This is a genomic window from Gilliamella sp. B14384G12, from assembly GCF_016101825.1.
GTDB classification, from domain to species: Bacteria; Pseudomonadota; Gammaproteobacteria; order Enterobacterales; family Orbaceae; genus Gilliamella; species Gilliamella apicola_N.
On sequence record NZ_JACFPU010000002.1, the window covers coordinates 149,854 to 172,596 of the forward strand.

General features: G+C 34.3%; 20 protein-coding genes and 4 tRNA genes. 13 read left to right on the plus strand and 11 right to left on the minus strand.

Features of this window, described 5'->3' with window-relative positions; genetic code table 11:
• Window positions 1–11 precede the first annotated feature (11 nt).
• Genes H3S73_RS03255 through H3S73_RS03265 form a run of 3 tightly spaced genes read right to left on the minus strand, consistent with a single transcriptional unit; the run spans window position 12 to window position 3,494 of the window.
• Window positions 12–596 carry an ABC-type transport auxiliary lipoprotein family protein gene (locus H3S73_RS03255; protein ID WP_198226473.1) on the minus strand — a complete coding sequence of 195 codons (585 nt, stop codon included), beginning with the start codon at window positions 594–596 and terminating at the stop codon, window positions 12–14.
• A complete protein-coding gene (gene pqiB / locus H3S73_RS03260) occupies window positions 596–2,233 on the minus strand; it encodes an intermembrane transport protein PqiB (protein WP_198226471.1) in 1,638 nt (545 codons plus the stop codon). Before pqiB ends, H3S73_RS03255 begins: the two co-directional genes overlap by 1 nt.
• A 7-nt stretch (window positions 2,234–2,240) precedes the next feature.
• Window positions 2,241–3,494, minus strand: coding sequence for a PqiA/YebS family transporter subunit (locus H3S73_RS03265; RefSeq protein WP_198226470.1), 1,254 nt, complete (start codon window positions 3,492–3,494; stop codon window positions 2,241–2,243).
• Between the two features lie 549 nt (window positions 3,495–4,043).
• Here H3S73_RS03265 and recA point away from each other — a divergent pair.
• The 10 genes from recA to rarD all read left to right on the plus strand — a co-directional run bounded on the left by recA (window position 4,044) and on the right by rarD (window position 11,719).
• Window positions 4,044–5,090 carry a recombinase RecA gene (gene recA, locus H3S73_RS03270; protein ID WP_025314760.1) on the plus strand — a complete coding sequence of 349 codons (1,047 nt, stop codon included), beginning with the start codon at window positions 4,044–4,046 and terminating at the stop codon, window positions 5,088–5,090.
• Window positions 5,090–5,590: a regulatory protein RecX gene (locus tag H3S73_RS03275; RefSeq protein ID WP_198226468.1), complete on the plus strand. Its 501-nt coding sequence runs from the start codon at window positions 5,090–5,092 to the stop codon at window positions 5,588–5,590. Before recA ends, H3S73_RS03275 begins: the two co-directional genes overlap by 1 nt.
• 212 nt (window positions 5,591–5,802) lie before the next feature.
• Complete coding sequence (alaS, locus tag H3S73_RS03280; RefSeq protein WP_198235576.1) at window positions 5,803–8,436, plus strand: alanine--tRNA ligase; 2,634 nt, start codon at window positions 5,803–5,805, stop codon at window positions 8,434–8,436.
• Window positions 8,437–8,588: 152 nt separating this feature from the next.
• The gene (csrA, locus tag H3S73_RS03285) at window positions 8,589–8,789 is read left to right on the plus strand and encodes a carbon storage regulator CsrA (RefSeq protein WP_198235577.1); all 201 of its coding nucleotides are present in this window, start codon (window positions 8,589–8,591) and stop codon (window positions 8,787–8,789) included.
• A gap of 125 nt (window positions 8,790–8,914) precedes the next feature.
• A tRNA-Ser gene (locus H3S73_RS03290) sits at window positions 8,915–9,007 on the plus strand.
• 19 nt (window positions 9,008–9,026) lie between these two features.
• Window positions 9,027–9,103, plus strand: a tRNA-Arg gene (locus H3S73_RS03295).
• Between the two features lie 18 nt (window positions 9,104–9,121).
• A tRNA-Arg gene (locus H3S73_RS03300) sits at window positions 9,122–9,198 on the plus strand.
• Between the two features lie 19 nt (window positions 9,199–9,217).
• Window positions 9,218–9,294 (plus strand) — tRNA-Arg (locus H3S73_RS03305).
• Between the two features lie 156 nt (window positions 9,295–9,450).
• Entirely contained in the window at window positions 9,451–10,743 is a 1,293-nt protein-coding gene (serS, locus tag H3S73_RS03310; protein WP_198235578.1) for a serine--tRNA ligase, read from the plus strand.
• 79 nt (window positions 10,744–10,822) lie between these two features.
• Entirely contained in the window at window positions 10,823–11,719 is an 897-nt protein-coding gene (gene rarD / locus H3S73_RS03315; RefSeq protein ID WP_198235579.1) for an EamA family transporter RarD, read from the plus strand.
• A gap of 48 nt (window positions 11,720–11,767) precedes the next feature.
• Here the strand turns inward: rarD and pflA are convergent, their stop codons facing one another.
• The 5 genes from pflA to H3S73_RS03340 all read right to left on the minus strand — a co-directional run bounded on the left by pflA (window position 11,768) and on the right by H3S73_RS03340 (window position 17,549).
• Entirely contained in the window at window positions 11,768–12,526 is a 759-nt protein-coding gene (pflA, locus tag H3S73_RS03320) for a pyruvate formate lyase 1-activating protein (protein WP_198235580.1), read from the minus strand.
• A gap of 275 nt (window positions 12,527–12,801) precedes the next feature.
• Entirely contained in the window at window positions 12,802–15,084 is a 2,283-nt protein-coding gene (gene pflB / locus H3S73_RS03325; RefSeq protein WP_039127042.1) for a formate C-acetyltransferase, read from the minus strand.
• 68 nt (window positions 15,085–15,152) lie between these two features.
• Entirely contained in the window at window positions 15,153–16,001 is an 849-nt protein-coding gene (gene focA / locus H3S73_RS03330; protein ID WP_232352919.1) for a formate transporter FocA, read from the minus strand.
• A 199-nt stretch (window positions 16,002–16,200) separates the two neighbouring features.
• Window positions 16,201–17,271, minus strand: a complete 1,071-nt coding sequence (mltC, locus tag H3S73_RS03335) for a membrane-bound lytic murein transglycosylase MltC (RefSeq protein WP_086326725.1) — start codon at window positions 17,269–17,271, stop codon at window positions 16,201–16,203.
• An 8-nt stretch (window positions 17,272–17,279) separates the two neighbouring features.
• Window positions 17,280–17,549 (minus strand): oxidative damage protection protein, encoded by a 270-nt coding sequence (locus H3S73_RS03340; RefSeq protein ID WP_039127035.1) that lies wholly within the window; start codon window positions 17,547–17,549, stop codon window positions 17,280–17,282.
• Between the two features lie 216 nt (window positions 17,550–17,765).
• Here H3S73_RS03340 and H3S73_RS03345 point away from each other — a divergent pair, with 216 nt between their 5' ends.
• From H3S73_RS03345 to H3S73_RS03355, 3 genes are all read left to right on the plus strand, one after another.
• On the plus strand, window positions 17,766–18,977 hold the full coding sequence (locus H3S73_RS03345) for an aspartate aminotransferase family protein (protein ID WP_039127032.1): 1,212 nt from the start codon (window positions 17,766–17,768) through the stop codon (window positions 18,975–18,977).
• 67 nt (window positions 18,978–19,044) lie between these two features.
• A complete protein-coding gene (gene yihA, locus H3S73_RS03350; protein WP_039127030.1) occupies window positions 19,045–19,656 on the plus strand; it encodes a ribosome biogenesis GTP-binding protein YihA/YsxC in 612 nt (203 codons plus the stop codon).
• Window positions 19,657–19,672: 16 nt separating this feature from the next.
• Window positions 19,673–20,662: a serine/threonine protein kinase gene (locus tag H3S73_RS03355; RefSeq protein ID WP_144091832.1), complete on the plus strand. Its 990-nt coding sequence runs from the start codon at window positions 19,673–19,675 to the stop codon at window positions 20,660–20,662.
• Between the two features lie 81 nt (window positions 20,663–20,743).
• On the opposite strand, the gene H3S73_RS03360 is transcribed toward H3S73_RS03355, so the two are convergent.
• The 3 genes from H3S73_RS03360 to H3S73_RS03370 all read right to left on the minus strand — a co-directional run bounded on the left by H3S73_RS03360 (window position 20,744) and on the right by H3S73_RS03370 (window position 22,743).
• Entirely contained in the window at window positions 20,744–21,040 is a 297-nt protein-coding gene (locus tag H3S73_RS03360) for a GIY-YIG nuclease family protein (RefSeq protein WP_025314747.1), read from the minus strand.
• 222 nt (window positions 21,041–21,262) lie between these two features.
• Window positions 21,263–21,634, minus strand: coding sequence for a hypothetical protein (locus tag H3S73_RS03365; RefSeq protein WP_025314746.1), 372 nt, complete (start codon window positions 21,632–21,634; stop codon window positions 21,263–21,265).
• Window positions 21,635–21,708: 74 nt separating this feature from the next.
• On the minus strand, window positions 21,709–22,743 hold the full coding sequence (locus tag H3S73_RS03370; protein WP_198235581.1) for a zinc-dependent dehydrogenase: 1,035 nt from the start codon (window positions 22,741–22,743) through the stop codon (window positions 21,709–21,711).

Here is a 22,743-nt window from a genome sequence, read left to right on the forward strand (position 1 = left end):
GTTTTATTAATTTAATATGTTATAGAATTAGCAAAATCTTGCTCTTCTTCTTGCCATCCTTTTGACAACGCTTTAACTAAAGCATCATAACCATTTTTGGCTAATGGAATATGACGTTCAAATGGTTTTGTTTCGATATGGTTTTTATTGTTTGTAACAATCCAACGCCCCTTTATAATCGCATCTCCATTGTAACTACCATGAAAACCATCAATAAAAAGTTTAACGGTTAATGTTGGAGTTGCTAGCGACTTACTCGAAATCAAATAATCTGGCAGTAACAAACTTAAATCTTGTACTAATCGTTCTTCAAGCTGTTGAGAAAGCGTCGAAACCCATAGATTATTTATAGCTGTAACATACTTGATATCTTCTGTTTGCAAAACAATACCAGATTTATTTAAGAAACTGGCTACATCAATGGAATCGATCTTTATAAAACGATTAGTTGATTTCATTGTTTTTGGTGTTTGAACAGGCAAATTACTAGCTAATTGGAAATAACTTTTGTCTTGCGTGTTTGCTGAACAGCCAACGAGTAACATAAATGCAGTTCCACAAAATGTTATAAGGAAATTTCGCATCATTTTATTCATTACTTTTTACCTTTCGCTTTCGGTTCTTGGTCTTTCTTATTTGGAGCAGAGAAAATCAACGCATTACTTTTATCATTAAGTGTATTAAGTAATGGTGTTAATTCATCCATCATTTGTTGAACTTTTTGCAGACTTTCATTCATTTGCTTATTAAGTTCTGAACCTGGTTGTATGCCTTTCATGGTTTCGTTTAACGTTCTTAACGTTTCTTGTAGATCGCCAGGCATATTTTGCATTTCATTACTCGCCATAATTTGATTTAATGAATTCATTAAGCGCTGAGTTGAAGCTAACGATTTATTAAATTCCGTCATTGTATTATTTAGTGGTAAATTATTGAAATTATCTAATAACTGCATCACTTTAGCTTGAATCTGTGCAATACCTGTTGACGTTGTTTCTATAGTATTATAACCATATAGAATGCTTGATTTAGCGTTATATTTATTTTTTAATTCAGGATAAAAATCAAGATCAATAAAAAGCGCACCTGTAAACATATTTGAAGTTTTTAACGAGGCTCTTAAGCCATTTTTTTGCTCGTCCATAATTAAGGTAGCAATATCGATCTTTTCATCAACCAACTCAGATAAGCGATCGGGCTCGATCCTAATTAATACGGGTACTCTTTGATTTAAAATAAATGTTTTATTTAACATTTCAGATGTATAAAATGGTACTTTAGATACCGTACCAAGGCGAATACCATGATACTCAACAGGCGCGCCTTCAACCAATCCAGATATGGATTCAGAAAGCATAATCAGAAATTCTTTATATTCTGTATATTGTGAATCTTGAATTGATTTTTTATCTTCATATAATTTATATACTGCATGTTGCTCAGCTGGCGCACCTAACTTAGAACCATCAGGCAAATCAAAACTTATACCGCCGGACATTAATACATCTAAAGAAGGCACATTAAGACTCGCACCCGATGAAGAAAGTGCTAAATCAATGCCCCCTTCTTTCCAAAAACGAACATTTTGAGTGACTAAAGCATCGTAAGGTTTGGTGATAAAAATTTGATATTTCATTTTACGTGAATCAATATCAAATTCAGAAGTTTCAACATTACCTACACGATAACCATGAAACATCACAGATGCTCCACGCGGAATCACACCGTTTTGATCACTTTCAAGATTAACCCGAATACCTTTAATACTTGGATCTGATAATGGCGGATTATCTGATAGTATAAATGGATTATTTTTGAAACTATGTGTATCGTTGCCGGATGCTAACTCAATATAAACACCAGATAAAATAGTACCTAATCCTGTTACACCATCACGACCAATCTCTGGTTTGACAACCCAAAAAATAGAGTCATTTTTAAGCAGCGGTTCCATATCATTATAGATTCGGCCTTTTATGACCACTTTTTCAAAATCTTTTGATAATGTTACTTCATCGACAATACCGATATCAACACTGCGGTTTTTAATAACGGTTTTACCAGCAACAATACCACTTGCATCTTTGGCAAGTAAGGTAAAAGAAGTCCCTCTATCAGCAAAATGAGAATAGATGATCCAAAGACCAACAATTGCAGTAACAATCGGAATAATCCATATCGCCGAAATGGCTCTAATTTTGATGATTTTCGCTAATTTACTTGATGTTGCCATAATGTTCCTATTTATTATAACTTTTATTTGGAGAATGATCCCAAATTAAACGCGGATCAAATTTTTGCGATGCAATCATAGTGATAATCACAACAGTTGCGAAAAATGTAACGCCTATATCAGGATAAACCCCCATCATTTGTTGATTTCTAACTAGTGAACAAACAACTGATACAACAAATATATCAATCATTGACCATTTGCCAATAAATTCTACTGCACCATATAATTTTTTCATTTTTAGGCAATTATGTTTATTTTTCTTTTTCACAGCTATTGCAAAATAGCAAAGCCAACTTAATGAAATTATTTTCAAAATTGGAATAACTATGCTGGCAACAAAAATAACTAATGCTACAGGTACATCACCCGCCTGCCACATATAAATAACACCATCCATAATTGTCGACGTTGACGGTGAACCCAAAACGACTGTTATCATGATTCCAAATACATTTGCAGGAATATAAATAATTAGTGAAGTGACCAATAATGCTATCGTCCATTGTATTTTGTCGCGATTTCTTACAGCACTTTTCTGTTTACATCTTGGGCATTTAGCATAAGCGATTGGCATCATAGCATGGCAACAACCACACAGCTTCAAATTTTGACTAATTGCCGTCTTACCAACTTTTAATGGTGCTTGAGCAAAATTATTGGTATGAATTTCTTCCCAAATTGTTTCAGGTGAAAAAATTACTTGTGCTTTTATATAAAAAAAGACAAATAAACAAAACGCCCAAAATGTACTTGTAACACCTATACTGCCATAGCTCATTAATTTTACAAAGCTAACCAAAATGCCTGTTATAAATATTTCAGGCATACACCAATGTTTAAATTTTTCATAAATAATTAATAAATCTCTTTTGCGATATTTTGACACTGTAAACTTTGAACAAAGCAAACTAATAATTAATAGATTTATTATGGGAAAAATTAAAACAAATAAAATAAATAGCGCTGAAATATAACTATATTTATCAAAAAAAAGAGTTTTAGGTATATCTAAAACACTTACACCATTAAAATTACCGACTAGGCGAATATCAATAAAAATAAAACCACAAGCAACAATAATCATAATGAGTGAACAAACAGCATACATTGTGGCTCGAAATTTCATATTAATGCTTTTTTTGGCTAATGTAGTATTACAACGAGGACATATAGCTTTATGTCCTATTGTTATATCGGATAATTCTATGACCAAATCGCAGTGCGAGCATAAAACATATTGTTGCTTATCAACAGTCATTATTTCCCTTTAATTTGATAATTCAGTTAAGTGTAAAGATGTTTCAGATTAGCATAACCTTTAAGTAAATAATTGATAAATTACTTTTACTCAATTGCAAGTGGGATAACTACTTTTAATATACAACAATGACTAAAACGTCTTCTTTGCTAATCATATCAAATGACATTTTTTTATGAAAGTATTACCTACCCCCATTAGCATAATTTGATTACTTGATTTTGAGTATTTCAGTTGGTTAAACAATATTTTTTACACGCTGAATTTAAAATTTTATCTCAAAGAAAAAATAAATAAAATCTCATAATAACCTTATACAAAGTTATATCGCTATCAAATCCATTTATCGGTTTACATCTAATCTTGAATATTATCGTTTCGTCACCATTTGTTACAATCAATTAGACGATAACCAGTAATATTTTGAAAAAAATTGTGAAGCATTTCCCATTATTAACTAAATGATTATTGGATATAAAAAAAACTTGATACTGTATAACAATACAGTATAATGTATATCAATATACTAACTCATTGGAATTTTATAATATGAACGAAAACAAACAACGAGCACTTTCAGCTGCATTAAGTCAAATAGAAAAACAATTTGGTAAAGGTTCTATTATGCGTTTAGGGGATACCCAAACGTTAGATGTTGATTCTGTCTCTACTGGATCTTTAGGACTCGATATTGCATTAGGTATTGGCGGCTTACCAATGGGTCGAATCGTTGAAATTTTTGGACCAGAATCATCAGGTAAGACAACATTAACTTTATCAGTTATCGCCCAAGCGCAAAAAGAAGGTAAAACATGCGCATTTATTGATGCTGAACATGCTTTAGATCCAATTTATGCGGCTAAATTAGGTGTGCAAGTTGATGATCTATTAGTTTCTCAGCCTGATACTGGTGAACAGGCACTTGAAATTTGTGATGCCTTAGTTCGTTCTGGTGCTGTTGATGTTATTATTGTTGACTCAGTAGCGGCATTAACACCTAAAGCAGAAATTGAAGGCGAAATGGGCGATTCACATATGGGATTACAAGCTCGCTTAATGTCACAAGCTTTACGTAAATTAACTGCAAATATTAAAAATGCTAACTGCTTAGTGGTATTTATTAACCAAATTCGTATGAAAATTGGTGTAATGTTTGGTAATCCAGAGACAACTACTGGCGGTAATGCACTTAAATTCTATGCATCTGTTCGTTTAGATATTCGACGCATTGGCGCAGTAAAAGAAGGTGAAGATGTCATTGGTAGTGATACACGTGTAAAAGTAGTGAAAAATAAAGTTGCTGCACCATTTAGACAAGCTGAATTCCAGATTCTTTACGGTTGTGGTATTTCTAAAGAAGGTGAATTGATTGATCTAGGTGTTAAACATAAATTAGTTGATAAAGCAGGTGCTTGGTATAGCTACAATGGCGAAAAAGTTGGTCAAGGCAAAGCGAATTCAATCAAATTTTTACAAGAACATCCAGAAATAGCCAAAGAGCTTGAAACAAAACTACGTGATTTATTATTAAATAGTCCTGCCGTTTTTGCTGCGGATGACGTAGATACTACATCGGAAGATGAAAGCTTTGAATAATGGACAAAAAACTCAATAAATTAATCTTAAATAAAGCTGTGCAATTACTTGCACAGCGCGATCATTCATCCTACGAACTAACGAATAAAATCATCCAATTTTTTACAAAGAAAATAAAATGTTCAGAGGATGAATACTATGAGCAATTAAACCAACTTAGAATAGAAACCGCTGATGTAATTCAATATTGTACAAATCAAAATTGGATGAACGATACACAATATATTGAAAAATATATTGTTATGCGTGCTAATAAAGGTTATGGAAGATATAAAATTGCTATGGAATTAAAACAACGCGGTCTATCCACTGACTTAATCCATGAACTTTTACGTATATTAGATATAAATTGGTCGTATAATGCCCATAAGCAATTATTAAAAAAATTTAAACAAGTTAATGTTAAAAATATCTCGGAAAAACAGAAAGTAATGCAATTTTTAGTTACTCGAGGTTATACTCAAGACGATATAAAAGATGTGTATAATTTATTGACTTAAATTTTGATAATATCTAAAATACACGAGAATTAAATTATTCAATACCCATTAGTTAAGCTCACTAAATCAATTTATTTTTCCTTTTATTTGCATGTAATATTAGCTAGATCAACTGTATTATAAAGAATATTTTACTTTTCTTTACTTTTCAACTTTAGTTGTAACAGGTATATTACTATGTTTAAAAATTTATCGTTTATATGGATGCCTAAATGAAAAGCACTGCAGAAATTCGTCAAACTTTTCTTGACTTTTTCAATAGCAAAGGACATGAAATTGTAGCAAGTAGTTCCCTTGTTCCTCATAATGACCCAACGCTATTATTTACCAACGCTGGAATGAATCAGTTCAAGGATGTATTTCTAGGGATAGAAAAACGTCCTTATACCAGAGCAACAACGGCACAACGCTGTGTTCGCGCTGGCGGTAAACACAATGATTTGGATAATGTGGGTTATACTGCTCGACATCATACTTTTTTTGAAATGTTAGGAAACTTTAGTTTCGGTGACTATTTTAAACATGATGCGATTCATTTTGCTTGGGAGCTATTAACCAGTGAAAAATGGTTTAATCTTCCTAAAGAAAAATTAACCGTCACTGTTTATGAAACAGATGATGAAGCATACGCAATTTGGGAAAAAGAAATTGGTATACCCAAAGAACGTATCGTGCGTATTGGTGACAACAAAGGGGCTCCCTATGCTTCAGATAACTTCTGGCAAATGGGTGATACAGGACCATGTGGACCGTGTACAGAAATTTTTTATGATCATGGTGATCATATTTGGGGAGGACCTCCAGGCAGCCCAGAAGAAGATGGTGATCGTTTCATTGAAATTTGGAACATTGTCTTTATGCAGTTTAATCGTCATCCTGATGGCACAATGGAACCATTACCTAAGCCATCGGTCGATACGGGTATGGGCTTAGAAAGAATTGCTGCTGTTTTACAACATGTTAATTCCAATTATGAAATCGATTTATTTAAGAAATTAATTCATGATGCAGCACAAATAATTCAAACGAAAGATTTAGAAAGTAAATCTTTACGTGTTATTGCTGACCATATTCGTTCTTGTGCATTTTTAATTTCTGATGGCGTATTGCCTTCTAATGAAGGTCGCGGCTATGTTTTACGTCGCATTATTCGACGGGCAGTGCGTCATGGACATATGTTAGGTGCTAAAGGAATATTCTTTTACAAATTAGTTAAGCCTCTCATTGATGTAATGGGAAGTGCAGCAGTTGAATTAGCGAAAAATCAAAAAATAGTTGAAGATGCACTTAAAATTGAAGAAGAGCAATTCTTAAAAACATTAGAACGAGGATTGTTTTTACTTGACCAAGAATTGGTTAAAATCACCGATTCGGTGTTACCCGGCGATGTTGCATTTAAACTTTACGATACATTTGGTTTTCCATTAGATTTAACCGCAGATGTATGTCGCGAAAAAAATATTACCATTGATGAAGATGGATTTAATCAATGTATGGAAGAACAACGTAAACGTGCTCGTGAATCAAGTGCTTTTAGTGTTGACTATAGCAATGTGATTAAACTTGATGATAAAACCGAATTTTTAGGTTATCAAGCTACCGAAGCATCAGGGAAAGTAATTGCCATTTTCCAAAATGGTAAAAAAGTAGAAAGCGCCAATGCTGGTGAAGAAGCTATTATCATCTTAGATAAGACGCCATTTTATGGAGAATCAGGCGGACAAATTGGTGATAAAGGTTTATTAACTTCTGCAAACGCCGAATTTACTGTTTTAGATAGCCAAAAATATGGCAAAAGCATTGGCCATATCGGTAACCTTGTTAAAGGTTCCCTTAAAGTTGGTGATTTAGTAACAGCGGCAATTGATGTTGAGTTAAGAGAACGTATTAGACGCAATCATTCAGCGACTCATTTATTACAAGCTGCATTACAACAAATTTTAGGTAGCCATGTTCATCAGAAAGGTTCTTTAGTGAATGACAGCTATCTGCGTTTTGATTTTTCGCATAATCAAAGCATCACACAAGAACAAATTGTTGAAATTGAAAATCTAGTTAACCAACAAATTCGTTGTAATCTACCTGTTGACGTTGAACTGATGCCAATAGATGAAGCTAGAAATAAAGGGGCAATGGCGCTATTTGGTGAAAAATATGAAGATATTGTTCGTGTTCTAACTATGGGCGATTTCTCAATTGAATTATGTGGTGGTACTCATGTAGATAGAACGGGCGATATAGGCTTATTTAAAATAATATCTGAATCAAGCATCGCTTCTGGAGTTCGCCGTATTGAGGCAACCTCTGGACAAAATGCGATGGATTTTATACACCATGAAGCAAATTTATTAAGCCAAATTGCACAATTGGTTAAAAGCGATAAATCAGCAGTTTTAGTTCGTGTAGAGCAGTTGCTCGAACAAACTAAACTACTTGAAAAAAACATCGAGCAATTAAAGGCGCAAAAAGCTAGCCAACAAAGCGCACAATTAATTAATCAATGTGAAAAAATCAATAATAAAAATTTACTAATTGCTAAACTTGATAATGTCGAGGCAAAAGTATTACGTACTATGATTGATGATCTTAAAAATCAATTAAAAACAGGAGTAATTATTTTGGCTGCTGTTAATGATGACAAAATCAACTTAGCCGCTGGCGTAACAAATGATTTAATCAATATTGTCAAAGCTGGCGAATTAGTTTCCCAATTAGCATTAAAAGTAGGTGGTAAAGGCGGTGGGCGGCCTGATTTCGCCCAAGCAGGTGGAATGGATCTGTTAGCATTACCAGAAGCATTGTCTTCAATGAAAAAGGAAATCAGTAATAAATTACAAGCAAGTTAGCCAGATATATTCTAATATTGGTTAATAAGATATTTATTAATCGAATATTTGAATATTTCTGTAAAATTCCGTCTTTCTGTCATATTGATGGGGGGCTGACGAAGCTATATCTTAAAATTGTGATGTATACTTAACTGATATTAGGAGATCTAATGTTAATTTTAACTAGGAGAGTAGGTGAAACACTAATTATTGGTGATGATGTTGTTATTACTATTCTTGGGGTGAAGGGTAATCAAGTCAGAATCGGTATTAATGCACCTAAAGAAGTCTCAATTCATCGAGAAGAGATATACAATAGAATTCATCAATCTCAGAACAAAAATGATGAATTACCCGAGTCCAAAGAGTAATTTTGGGCATGAAATAAACAACTAGCACGCGTAAGCAAAAAAATGTTTGACTTATTTTTTGTAAAACGTAATATGTGCGCCACGACATTATGATTTTGTTGTTCAAGCAAAGTCATAATGTTTTTGGTGAGATGGCCGAGAGGCTGAAGGCGCTCCCCTGCTAAGGGAGTATGCGGTCAAAAGCTGCATCGAGGGTTCGAATCCCTCTCTCACCGCCATTTTAAAAAATTAAAATATGCATCCGTAGCTCAGCTGGATAGAGTACCCGGCTACGAACCGGGCGGTCAGGGGTTCGAATCCCTTCGGATGCACCATTTTAACAAATTCAAAATGCATCCGTAGCTCAGCTGGATAGAGTACCCGGCTACGAACCGGGCGGTCAGGGGTTCGAATCCCTTCGGATGCACCATTTTTTTACGAACTTACACGCATCCGTAGCTCAGCTGGATAGAGCACTCGGCTTCGAACCGAGCGGTCAGGGGTTCGAATCCCTTCGGGTGCGCCATTGCGGTTGAATCCCGATATAATTCTAGTATACTAAGCTCACAAAATTTAATATCTATAATCAATCTACTTTTTGATTTATATGTTTTGTTAACTATATTAGAATAACTGTTAAAGTAGAAAGATATTTCCTTATTAATGAGAATGGACGTTATTTATGTTGGATCCGAATTTACTCCGAAATGAATTAAATGTTGTCGCTAAAAAGTTAGCTCGTCGTGGATTTAAATTAGATGTTGATACTATTAGTCAACTAGAAGAAAAACGCAAAGTACTGCAAGTTGAAACTGAAAGCTTACAAGCACAGCGTAATGCTCGTTCTAAAGCTATTGGTGAAGCTAAAGCTCGAGGCGAAGACATTACAGCCGTACGTGAAGAAGTTAATAAACTCGGTGAAAAACTGAATAATGCTAAAGCTGAGCTTGAAATCTTACTAACTAAAATTAAAGATATCACCTCTACTATTCCGAATATTCCTGATGACTCTGTACCTGATGGTAAAGACGAAAACGACAATGTCGAAGTTTCTCGCTTTGGAACCCCAAGAACATTTGACTTTCCAATCCAAGATCATGTTGCATTAGGCGAACGTTTTGGAGGATTAGACTTTGCTGCAGGTGTAAAACTAACTGGCGCACGTTTTGTTGTTATGAAGTCACAGATAGCCCGCCTACATCGTGCTATCACACAATTTATGTTAGATCTTCACACAGAGCAGCATGGTTATGCTGAAATTTATGTGCCCTATCTTGTCAATCAGGCCACTTTATTCGGTACAGGACAATTACCAAAATTTGCAGGTGACTTATTTCACACAAAACCACTAGATGAAGAATCAGAAAGCAGTAATTACGCGCTTATTCCAACTGCTGAAGTACCAGTAACCAATTTGGTTCGTGACGAGATTCTTGATGAAAGCGCGTTACCTATGAAAATGACTGCACATACTCCATGTTTCCGTTCTGAAGCGGGTTCTTATGGTAAAGATACTCGCGGTTTAATCCGTATGCATCAATTTGACAAAGTAGAACTGGTGCAAATTGTTAAACCAGAAGAATCTATGAAAGCTTTAGAAGAGTTAACCGTACATGCAGAAAAAGTATTACAATTACTAGAATTACCGTATCGTAAAATTGTATTATGTACAGGTGATATGGGCTTTGGTTCCTGTAAAACATATGATCTTGAAGTGTGGGTACCGGCTCAAAATACTTACCGTGAAATTTCTTCTTGCTCTAATATGTGGGATTTCCAAGCACGCCGTATGCAAGCGCGTTATCGCAATAAAGCTGATAATAAAACTTATTTAGTACATACGTTAAATGGCTCTGGTTTAGCTGTAGGACGCACGTTAGTTGCAATTATGGAAAACTATCAGCAAGCAGATGGAACAATTAGAATTCCATCCGTATTAGTACCTTATATGAATGGTGTTGAGGTAATTGGATAAATAAAATTTATTCCACTACATTACATATAGATAATAGCGCTAATCATTAGCGCTATTTTTTATTAACAAAGGTGAAAGAATGATAAAGGGCGTTGCGCTTTCAATATTTGCATCATGTCTTTTTGGTTTACTATATTACTACCCTGTTCTATTAGAACCATTGTCAGTTGTTGATATTTTTTGTTGGCGATTATTAACCTCCTTTCCCGCAATAATTATACTAATTATTGTCGAAAAACAGTGGTCAGCTATTATCAATTTATTTATGCGAATTAAACAACAGCCACTGATTTTAATTGGTCTAATATTTTCTTCATTTCTGTTGACCATCCAAATGTTAATTTTTATTTGGGCTCCGATCAATGGACATGGATTATCAGCTTCATTAGGCTACTTTTTACTGCCATTAACGATGGTCATTTTCGGGCAAATATTTTATAAAGAAAAGCTAAGTATTTTTCAAAAAATAGCAGTCGTGCTCGCCAGCATAGGTGTTGTTTTGGAAATTTATATAACTGGCGCGTTTTCGTGGGAAACAGCCGTTATTGCATTGGGTTACCCAATTTACTTTATGACACGCCGTAAATTGCAAATAGAGGGCATTTCAGGGACATTTTCCGATTTCTTTTTTATCTTTGTAGGCTGCCTTATTTATTTTATTTTACACTACTCTTTTAATCAGGTTATAAGTGACCTATCTCACTTTCATATTTTTATTCCAATGCTCGGTATCATTACTGCCATTGCTTTTGCCATGTATTTTGTTGCGAGACGGTTATTACCACTTGGTTTATTTGGATTACTGGGATACGTAGAGCCAGTACTGCTAACTCTTGTTTCGGTGTTATTTTTGCATGAATCGGTATCTAAAGAGCACATCGTTCCATATGGGCTTATTTGGTTATCCGTTTGTGTTTTGGCTTTAGAAGGTGGCATTTATCTATTACGTGCGGTAAAGCGCAAAAAATTAAAATAAATACAAATAAGGCACCATTATAGGTGCCTATTAAGTGTCGATAGCTTATTACTTACTGAATGTTACTGGTTGACCATAACTTTCTATAATCGCTTGGATTCTATCAAGTGTTTCACGAGGAGGCGCTTCTACTCCTTGTAATTTGTATTCATCCCCCATGGTATCCCATTTATAAGCGCCCATCTTATGATAAGGAAGTAGTTCCACTCGTTCAATATTATCCATACCTTCAATAAACTTACCCAGTAAATGTGCTGAGTCGTCGTCGTCCGTCCATCCAGGAACCACTACGTAGCGGATCCAAGTCCGTTTATTAATTTTTTGTAGATGTTTGGCAAATTCAAGAACACGTTTATTAGATACTCCGACAAGTTTTTGATGGATTTCATCATTGACTTGTTTCAAGTCAAGCATCACTAAGTCTGTGACATCTAAAAGATCATCAACCGTTTGGTCTAACTGTCTAGCATAACCATTAGTATCTAAACACGTACTGATACCTTCTTCATGGCAGGCTTTAAACCATTCAGTGATAAATTCAGATTGTAAGGTAGCTTCGCCACCTGATGCTGTAACACCACCGCCATTAGGCATGATAAAACTTTTATAAGAAACAATTTCTTTCATCAGTTCTTCAACAGTGACTTCTCGCCCAGCTTTTAAATCCCAAGTGTCACGATTATGGCAGTACAAACAGCGCATTAAACAGCCTTGAAAAAAAACAATGAAGCGAATTCCAGGACCATCAACAGTACCAAAGGATTCAAAAGAATGAATACGACCTTTTATAGGTAGTTTCGTTGTCATAATAATGTTTTGTTCCATAAATATTCTCTAATAATTACTCACATTGCTTTTTGCTTTATATTTTAATTCTTATTCTAACTCAGATAATACTTTGCATACACCAATTGCATTAATTGATATGTTTTGTTTTTGACTAAATTATACAAAAAACAACCATATTTAATAATGCTTGCTGTACTACAATTTTGTTAACTTTAAAACAGCTATTTTTGCTACTTAATAAAAAAATAGCGCCTTAAAGGCGCTATTTAAGTTTAGTTTTTCAGTTAACCAAATTACATTGATTGAGTGAAAGTACGTGTAATAACGTCTTTTTGTTGCTCTTTAGTTAATGAATTGAAACGCACTGCATATCCAGATACACGAATTGTTAATTGTGGATATTTTTCAGGGTGTTCCATAGCATCTAATAATGTTTCACGGTTTAATACGTTAACATTTAAATGCTGACCACCTTCAACAGTAGCTTCATGATGGAAATAACCATCCATTAAACCTGCTAGGTTACGTTTACGTGCATCATCATCTTTACCTAAAGCATTTGGAACGATAGAGAAAGTATATGAAATACCATCTTTAGCGTAAGCAAACGGAAGTTTAGCAACAGATGTTAATGAAGCAACCGCACCTTTTTGGTCACGTCCGTGCATTGGGTTAGCACCTGGTCCGAATGGAGCACCAGCGCGACGACCATCTGGAGTATTACCAGTTTTCTTACCATATACAACGTTTGAAGTAATGGTTAATACTGATTGAGTAGGAATTGCATTACGATAAGTTTTAAGTTTTTGAATTTTCTTCATGAAACGTTCAACTAAATCAACAGCAATATCATCTACACGCGGATCATTGTTACCGAATTGTGGATATTCACCTTCGATTTCAAAATCAGTTGCTAAACCATCTTCATCACGGATCGTTTTCACTTTCGCATATTTAATTGCAGATAATGAGTCAGCTGCAACAGATAGACCTGCAATACCACAAGCCATAGTACGAATAACATCACGGTCATGTAACGCCATTAATGATGCTTCATAGCTATATTTGTCGTGCATATAGTGAATAGCATTTAAAGCTGTCACGTATTGTTTTGCTAACCAATCCATAAAGTGATCTAAACGAGCGAACACTTTATCAAAATCAAGATATTCGTCAGTGATTGGATCTTCTTTAGGACCAACTTGCATTTTTAATTTTTCATCCACACCGCCGTTGATTGCGTATAGAAGAGTTTTTGCAAGGTTAGCACGAGCACCGAAGAATTGCATTTGTTTACCGACAATCATTGGGCTTACACAACACGCAATTGCATAGTCATCGTTGTTAAAGTCTGGACGCATTAAATCATCATTTTCATATTGTAATGATGAAGTATCAATTGATACTTTAGATGCGAATTCTTTAAATCCACTTGGTAAGTGTTCTGACCAAAGGATAGTCATGTTTGGTTCTGGTGATGGACCCATTGTATATAAAGTATTTAAGAAACGGAAAGAAGTCTTAGTTACTAATGTACGGCCATCAATACCCATACCAGCGATAGATTCAGTTGCCCAAATTGGATCACCAGAGAATAATTCATCATATTCAGGTGTACGTAAGAAACGAACCATACGTAATTTCATCACGAAATGGTCAACAATTTCTTGTGCTTCTTGCTCAGTGATTAGACCTGCTTCTAAATCACGTTGGAAATAAATATCAAAGAAAGTCGAAGTACGACCTAATGACATTGCTGCACCATTTTGAGATTTAACTGCAGCTAAGTAACCAAAATAGGTCCATTGAACAGCTTCTTGTGCCGTTGTAGCTGGAGCTGAAATATCAAAACCATATTTTGCAGCCATTTCTTTAATTTGACCAAGTGCACGATGTTGCTCAGCAATTTCTTCACGACGTTGCATGGTCATTGGTAAATCAACACCATTTTCAAAGTCAGCTTGTAAAGAAGTGAATTGAGCAAATTTATCTTGCATTAAGTAATCAATACCGTAAAGTGCCACACGACGGTAGTCACCAATGATACGACCACGGCCGTACGCATCAGGAAGACCAGTAATAACACCTGATTTACGACAACGAAGGATATCTGGAGTATAAATATCAAACACACCTTGGTTGTGAGTTTTACGGTATTCAGTAAAGATTTTTTTGACTAATGGATCTAAAGTTCTATCGTAAGCTTTACAAGAGTTTTCAATCATCTTGATACCACCAAACGGGATAATAGCTCGTTTTAATGGTTTTTCAGTTTGTAAACCAACAATCTTCTCTAAATCCTTTTCGATATAACCCGCATCATGAGCAGTGATAGTAGAAATTACACTTGTATCAAAATCAACTGGTGTATGAGTGGAGTTTTCAAATTTGATGCCTTCCATCACTTTGTCCCACAATTTAGTGGTAGCATCGGTAGCGCCAGCTAAGAAAGATTCATCACCCTCATAAGGTGTGTAATTTGTTTGAATGAAATCACGAACATTGACATTATTTTGCCAATCACCTTCTTTAAATCCTTTCCAAGCCTTTGCTTGTACTTCGTTTAAATTACTCATAATTATTAACCTCAGGTTTACAAAAATACCTATTTATCCTCTCCAATATGAGGATAAATATCTTAAAATCAATGTGGTTTACGTAAATATAAAGCCCAATATGGTAGCGCAACAGCTAACCCACCTAAAATATTCCCAATTGTTACAGGAATTAGATTATTTAAAATAAAATGCTCTACAGTTAGTTCTTTAAATGTATCTGGTGATACCCCTACTGCAGTCCAAAACTCAGGCGATGCAAAATTATTAATTACAATTCCCATAGGGATCATAAACATATTCGCAATGCTATGTTCAAAACCGCTAGCAACAAACATTGCTACAGGTAAAACCATAATTAACATTTTATCAAGTAAGCTACGTCCAGCATAACTTAACCAAGCTGCCAAACAAACCATCAAATTAGCCAATAAACCAAGAAAGACGGCTTCAATAAAAGTATGGTGTAACTTATGATCCGCTGTTTGCAGGACATTTAATCCCCACAATCCATCAGCAACCATATATTGACCAGAAAACCAAATAACTGTTACAAACAGTATAGCACCAATAAAGTTACCAACATAGACTAAAATCCAATTACGGATCATTTTCTTCCACGTAACTTTATGAGTCATTTTAGGTAATATCGTTAGTACAGTTGACGTAAAAAGATCAGCACCACAACAAACAACCAACATTAATCCTAATGAGAAACATATGCCACCAACTAGTTTGGCTAAACCAAAAGCAACAGTTGCGGTGCCAGTTGTTACGGTAATATAAAATACGAAAGCAATAGAGATAAACACACCTGCAATAATAGCAGATAAAATCGTACTACATGGGTGTTTACTTAATTTGTAGTTGCCAAGGTCTTCGGCAATTTGTGTCATTTGTGCGGGGGAATATGAATCCACAAGTTTATCGGTACTCAAACTAACATCCTCAAAAAAACTAGGGTTTTATGAGACGCATAGTATACTCAAAATTTGAAGTAGATCACGTTTTTTTTTATTAAAAAATTTTTAAACCACAAAAATCTTATTTTTTTAAAGATATTACTGCCGATAAAATTATAATTTCATTCTTAGTTCCTTATCTTATCCGTGATAGCTATTATTAGATAACATAATGTTATCTGTTATCTAATATATTACTTACTTTTATCAGATAATTACGTGATTCTTGAGAAACATGTGATGTGACTATTTTTCGAAAAACTTGTTGTGGTGTCATTGAATTTATAATATCAATTGCGCGATCACGATCATTAGAAAACGTCCGCAATACACTACCTGCCCCACCATTATAAGAAGTAATCATTGCATACCTTAAAGATACAGGATTATTAATACCTGCCAAATATTTCGTTTTTAATAATGATAAATAAGCGGTACCCATATCGACATTATTACGAGGATCAAGTAAATATTTCCTCGTTGGTTCTCCTGATTTACCACGTAATTGGAAAATATCACGTCCTGCAGTATGCTGCTGAACTTGCATTAACCCAAGCGCATCCGAGCGACTTACCGCATAAGGGTTAAAAGCAGACTCGACTTCCATAATTGCTAAAATTAAACGCTCATCAATGAAATAGCGGTTTGAAGCTTCCGTCACCAATGGTAAGAATTTTCTTGCTCGTTCATTAATGTGATTCGGAACCAATTTAATTTCCACATAAGTAATGCTGTGCATGCCCGATGGGCGAATTTTCAAGTTATTAGCCAGCACATAATCAGCAAAATTATTCGCTCGACCACTCCAACGAATAGGTTGCCGTTCTTGGTCTAATACTTGATTGTATAAGAAAGGCTCTTGTGACAAATCTTGACTAATTTTATCATGACGTATGATATCGACAGGTTCGGGCATTAGTAATGTTGAAACTATCGCTTCTTTTAACGATTCTATGGGAGAATCAGACAAAGTTTCAATTGTTATCACACCAGAAACAAAGTTGATATGAACTCGAGTTTGTAAATTATCCTCATACTGAACATAATCTTTTGGGCCAGCGATAAGGACTTCCTGAGGCCCCCAAATTTCTTCTATATTATTCGCATATTGACCAATTAAAATATTGAAAGCATTGGTGTCTTTAATATAAAAATCTTCATTATTCTTAGATGAATTACCACCTGAACATCCATTTAAAAGGCTCATTGCTATAAACAACGTAATGATCTTTTTATTGTTTTTCATGTTATACCTCAGTTTTGGGGTTTATATCCATCAATAACAACTTCTTCACCTTCAAATAAAAATTTAATCATTTCTGCTTCAATCTGTTTACGATGCTCTGGATTCATCATATTAAGTTTATTTTCGTTAATTAACATGGTTTGCTTTTTGAGCCATTCTTGCCATGCAGGCTTTGATATTTCATTGAAAATTCGTTTACCAAGTTCACCAGGATAAAGCTGAAAATCTAAACCGTCTGCTTCTTTTTTTAAATAATGGCAATAAATAATACGACTCATTTTTAACTCTTTTAGATGCAATTAACCAACAGAATTCGATTATACCTGAAAATAATTAAAGAAAAGAAGTAAATTATTGAATATGTTTTGAATTTAAAAATTTTTTACAGATGAATATTAATTCATTATATTTGAATAATTATTTACTTTACTCTGCTATTAATTAGCATAAAATAAATGGTAATTTATTCAATAAAAACAGATAAGGATTTAACAATGCAGCCAAAGATCACACGCCAACTATTTGATAAGATCATTTTACCCGTTTATGCGCCAGCCCAATTTATACCAGTTAAAGGGAAAGGTAGCCGAGTATGGGATCAAAATGGTGAAGAATATATTGATTTTGCTGGTGGTATTGCAGTCAATGCCCTTGGTCATTGCCATCCTAGACTAGTTAAAGCATTGCATGAACAAAGTGAAAAAATATGGCATGTTAGTAATGTTTTTACCAATGAGCCAGCCTTAAATTTAGCACAAAAACTTATTGATAATACTTTTGCTGATCGCATCTTTTTTGCCAATTCTGGAGCAGAAGCAAATGAGGCGGCTTTCAAATTGGCTCGCTATTATGCTATTGAAAAATACAATCCTTATAAAACTAAAATTATCGCCTTTCATCAATCTTTTCATGGACGAACATTTTTTACAGTCTCTGTCGGTGGTCAAGCTAAATATTCAGATGGTTTTGGTCCAAAACCTGCTGACATTATCCATGTTCCATTTAATAATCTGGATGCAGTAAAAGCAGTGATAGACGATCATACCTGTGCCGTTGTGCTAGAACCTGTACAAGGTGAAGGGGGATTAACCTGCGCATCACTTGAGTTTTTACAAGGTGTTCGCGAGCTTTGTGATAAATATCATGCCTTACTCATTTTTGACGAGGTTCAATGTGGAATGGGCCGAACTGGAAGCTTATATACTTATCAACAATATGGTGTAACACCTGATATTTTGACTTCTGCCAAAGCGCTTGGGGGTGGATTTCCAATTAGTGCTATGTTAACAACAGAAGACATTGCTACAGTAATGCATCCCGGCGTCCATGGTACAACTTATGGCGGTAATCCTTTGGCCTGTGCAGTTGGTTGTGAAGCATTTGATATCATTAACACCGCAGAGGTTTTAGAGGGGGTACAAAAACGTCGTGCAATCTTCATTGAGCATCTTGAAAACATTAATGATAAATTTAGAGTATTTCGAGAATATCGGGGTAAAGGTCTATTATTAGGGGCAGAGTTACAACCAGAATTCCACCATAAAGCCCGTGATTTTTTAAATGTTGCAACAGAATTTAAAGTGATGATATTAAATGCAGGGCCAAATGTGTTGCGTTTCACGCCATCGTTAATTATTTCGGAAGAAGAGATTCGAGAAGGCATGATGCGATTTACAAAAGCAGTCGAAAAAGTTGTCAATGCTTGAGTTTTTCTATACAGTAGCGGCATTTAAATCAATTAAGTGCCGTTAAAGCATTTAAAGGATACTTTTTATGACTGATATTCGTCCATTAAATTATGCAAAAACACATTTTATTTTAAGTGCTCCAGATATTTCTCATTTACCCAGTGATAGTGGTGTAGAGGTAGCATTTGCTGGTCGATCTAATGCAGGTAAATCCAGCGCACTCAACACATTAACTAACCAGAAGTCTTTAGCTCGTACGAGTAAAACACCTGGGCGAACCCAATTAATCAATCTTTTTGAGGTAGAAAAAAATTGCCGTTTAGTGGATTTACCGGGTTATGGCTATGCCCAAGTTCCTGAAGCGATAAAACGCCAATGGCAAAAATCGCTAGGAGAATATTTACAAAAACGCGAAAGTTTATTGGGGCTAGTTGTTTTAATGGACATAAGACATCCTTTAAAAGATTTAGATCAACAGATGATTCAATGGGCAGTTTCGGTTGAAATTCCAGTCATGTTGTTACTGACTAAAGCGGATAAACTTGCCTCTGGTGCTGTTAAGAAGCAAGTTAATATGGTAAAAGAAGCCATTTTACCTTTCCAAGGTGATATTACTGTTGCACCATTTTCATCACCTAAACGAGTTGGACTTGAAGCATTAAAACAAAAACTAGATGAATGGTTTAATCAACAGTAACTAGAGGAATCATTCAATGGATAGTTCAGCATTTTCATTTCAATTATTATCACCCGATCTTATTGTCGAGAGTTTGGCTTCAATTGGCATATATATAGATTCGGGTTTAACGGCTTTAAATAGTTATGAAAATCGCGTCTATCAATTTCACGATGAAGAACATAAACGTTATGTTGCAAAATTTTATCGTCCTCATCGTTGGAGTCGAGAACAAATACTTGAAGAACACCAATTTACTGAACAATTATACCGTGCTGATATTCCTGTAGTGTCGCCACTCGTAATCAATAATAAGACATTACATGAATATCAAGGCTATCTATTCGCTTTATTTCCTAGTTTGGGTGGTAGACCCTATGAAATGGATAATCCAAATCAAATGGAATCGGTAGGTACGATGATTGGTCGTATACATCAAATTGGTGCAACTGAAACTTTTTCATACCGCCCAACTATTGGACTTGAGGAATATGTTTATCGCCCGCAAGAGATCTTATTATCCTCAACCTATATTCCCAATAGCATTCAACTCGATCTCAAAACAGTATTGAGCAAGCTGATCAAAACGATTGAACAATATTGGCATAATGATTGGCAACCAATACGATTACATGCTGATTGCCATGCTGGTAATATTTTGTGGCGTGATGATAATGCTATATTCTTAGATTTTGATGATTCTCGTAATGGCCCAGCAATTCAAGATCTTTGGATGTTGCTCTATGGTAATCAACAAGAACAACGCCTACAGTTAGATGAACTGCTTGAATTGTATCAAGAGTTTTATGATTTCGATAAAGAACAACTTAAATTGATTGAGCCTTTACGAGCAATGCGAATAATTCATCATCTGGCATGGATTATTGAGCGTTGGCAAGATCCAGCCTTTCCTATTGCCTTTCCATGGATAACTGATATTGATTTTTGGAAACGACAACTATCTGAATTCAACCAACAGATAAATGCCCTTAAAGCGCCACCATTACAATTGATGTCGATATTCTAAATATTAACTGATAAAGTAAATAATAAATCCAAATAGATTGCGGTTATAAATCCAAAACTTTGCATAAAATTAATTAGTCGATTATTGATTGAGTAATGTTAATAAATTAGTTAAGTCTGGAGAGTTTGCAACCAATTGTTCTTTTTTCAGCTTGGAAAGTTGCTTTATACGATACTCTAATTTTAAAGCGGTAGACCTGTCGCCAACTTTTATTTGATAAACAACATAAATATCTTTATGACCTTTTAGATATTTAGCGCCACGACCATTTTGATGCTGCTGTAACCGCCTAGATACATCTGTTGTGATTCCAGTATACAATGATTGGTTAGATGTTCTAATAATATATAAAAACCATGTTACAGCGTTATTTTGCATAATAATATTTTTTATAACTAAGATACAAATTGGGTATGATAACACTGATTGTGTATAAATATATTTTTATATGCTTTAGTTATTAACTTAATCCGATGTATTTCTTTTAAAAGAAGTCGAGAAGTTTACAAACATTATTAAAATTATTGTAGTTGATTCAAATCTGTTGAACCATGGCTGATAAAGCAAAAATTGATATTTTTCAGTCTATAAAAATCATTATTAATTGTTTTTAGTAGAAAAATATTTTTTTAGACTAATTGATTTAGTGACATAAATAAAAAGTGAAAAATAGATTAGAAAGTAGATCATGTTATTACTAGTTCCTATTTCTTGGTAAGACAGATAAGTAATTTCTGCCATAGTGGTAATTAAGCAAAGAACAAAATAATAAGATAGAAAAATCGGTGCTTTAGTATTTTTTTTAATGATTAAATTGATTAAAAATACGATAGAAGACAATATCACTAAATAGAGTAACGTTGACAAAATATCAAATTGATATTCAGTAAAATTTAAATATAAGGCATAACTAATAGAAAAAAAGTTAAACAATAATACTGTTAAAATCAGAATAATCGGTATCTTTTTCATCGGTGCTACCTTACTTTAAATTTTACTCATTTCATAATTTCAAAAGTCTAGTAAATATAAATAATAATACTGTTCTAAACTTCAGCTTTAATAATAACTTTTAATACTGGCTGTTCTGGGTTCGTTGATATATCAATAGCTTCGCTTAATTTATTTAATGGATAAACATGGGTTATCATCTCTTTTGTGTTGAGTTTCCTTTTTTCAAGTAGATCTAACGCCTCAGGAAACTCATACGGTGTAACGGAATAGGTTCCAATAATGGATATCTCATCTTTGAAAAAACGATTGACATCAAGTGTGACTAATTTATTTTTATCAAATCCTGAAAATACGATTATTTTACCAGCTCTTCTTACCATATTAACGGCATCTGCAACTAAAGAGGAAACACCAGCAGCAATAACTATTACATCGACACCTTGGCCATCAGTGATTTTATTCACCTCATCTATAATATTTTTTTCCTTAATATTTATTGCATAATCACAACCAACGTTTAGTGCTTTTTGTAATTTAAATTTGGACATATCACTGACAATCACTTTATTGGCACCTTTAATCTTGGCTAATTGAGCATGTAATATCCCAATTGTTCCTGCTCCCATGATTAAAACACTATCATTTGGTCTAATATCTGCTTGCTTTAATCCATGTAAACAACAGGCAATAGGTTCGATTAATGTAGCTTCTTCATCGGTTACATTATTTGAAACTTTATGAGTTAAATGGTTCAAATGTAATTTAGGGATACGAATAAACTCAGCAAATCCACCGGGATCGATATTATTGGTTCTAAATTGTTCACAAATCGTATAGTGTCCTTTATTACAATAGTGACAAGTAAAACAAGGGACATGTATAGCAGTGATCACTCTATCCCCTATCTCAAACTTGCTAACATTTTTACCTTTTTTGACAATTTCACCGACAACTTCATGTCCTAAAACTGTAGGTTTATTGACTGAATCACCACGAATCTTTTGAATATCAGTACCGCATAAACCACATGCAAGCATTTTTATTAATACTTCATTATCGGAAATTTCAGGAATAGGAAGATCTTCTGTTCTTAAATCATTTTGCTTATAACACACTGACGCTTTCAT

Coding starts and splice junctions, on each gene's coding strand:
- pqiB (WP_198226471.1), bottom strand. CDS start 2,233: ATGGCAACATCAAGTAAATTAGCGAAAATCATCAAAATTAGAGCCATT.
- H3S73_RS03360 (WP_025314747.1), bottom strand. CDS start 21,040: ATGCAAAATAACGCTGTAACATGGTTTTTATATATTATTAGAACATCT.
- H3S73_RS03265 (WP_198226470.1), bottom strand. CDS start 3,494: ATGACTGTTGATAAGCAACAATATGTTTTATGCTCGCACTGCGATTTG.
- H3S73_RS03355 (WP_144091832.1), top strand. CDS start 19,673: ATGGATAGTTCAGCATTTTCATTTCAATTATTATCACCCGATCTTATT.
- recA (WP_025314760.1), top strand. CDS start 4,044: ATGAACGAAAACAAACAACGAGCACTTTCAGCTGCATTAAGTCAAATA.
- alaS (WP_198235576.1), top strand. CDS start 5,803: ATGAAAAGCACTGCAGAAATTCGTCAAACTTTTCTTGACTTTTTCAAT.
- pflA (WP_198235580.1), bottom strand. CDS start 12,526: ATGACAACGAAACTACCTATAAAAGGTCGTATTCATTCTTTTGAATCC.
- serS (WP_198235578.1), top strand. CDS start 9,451: ATGTTGGATCCGAATTTACTCCGAAATGAATTAAATGTTGTCGCTAAA.
- H3S73_RS03340 (WP_039127035.1), bottom strand. CDS start 17,549: ATGAGTCGTATTATTTATTGCCATTATTTAAAAAAAGAAGCAGACGGT.
- H3S73_RS03370 (WP_198235581.1), bottom strand. CDS start 22,743: ATGAAAGCGTCAGTGTGTTATAAGCAAAATGATTTAAGAACAGAAGAT.
- csrA (WP_198235577.1), top strand. CDS start 8,589: ATGTTAATTTTAACTAGGAGAGTAGGTGAAACACTAATTATTGGTGAT.
- rarD (WP_198235579.1), top strand. CDS start 10,823: ATGATAAAGGGCGTTGCGCTTTCAATATTTGCATCATGTCTTTTTGGT.
- mltC (WP_086326725.1), bottom strand. CDS start 17,271: ATGAAAAACAATAAAAAGATCATTACGTTGTTTATAGCAATGAGCCTT.
- yihA (WP_039127030.1), top strand. CDS start 19,045: ATGACTGATATTCGTCCATTAAATTATGCAAAAACACATTTTATTTTA.
- H3S73_RS03275 (WP_198226468.1), top strand. CDS start 5,090: ATGGACAAAAAACTCAATAAATTAATCTTAAATAAAGCTGTGCAATTA.
- H3S73_RS03255 (WP_198226473.1), bottom strand. CDS start 596: ATGAATAAAATGATGCGAAATTTCCTTATAACATTTTGTGGAACTGCA.
- H3S73_RS03365 (WP_025314746.1), bottom strand. CDS start 21,634: ATGAAAAAGATACCGATTATTCTGATTTTAACAGTATTATTGTTTAAC.
- H3S73_RS03345 (WP_039127032.1), top strand. CDS start 17,766: ATGCAGCCAAAGATCACACGCCAACTATTTGATAAGATCATTTTACCC.
- pflB (WP_039127042.1), bottom strand. CDS start 15,084: ATGAGTAATTTAAACGAAGTACAAGCAAAGGCTTGGAAAGGATTTAAA.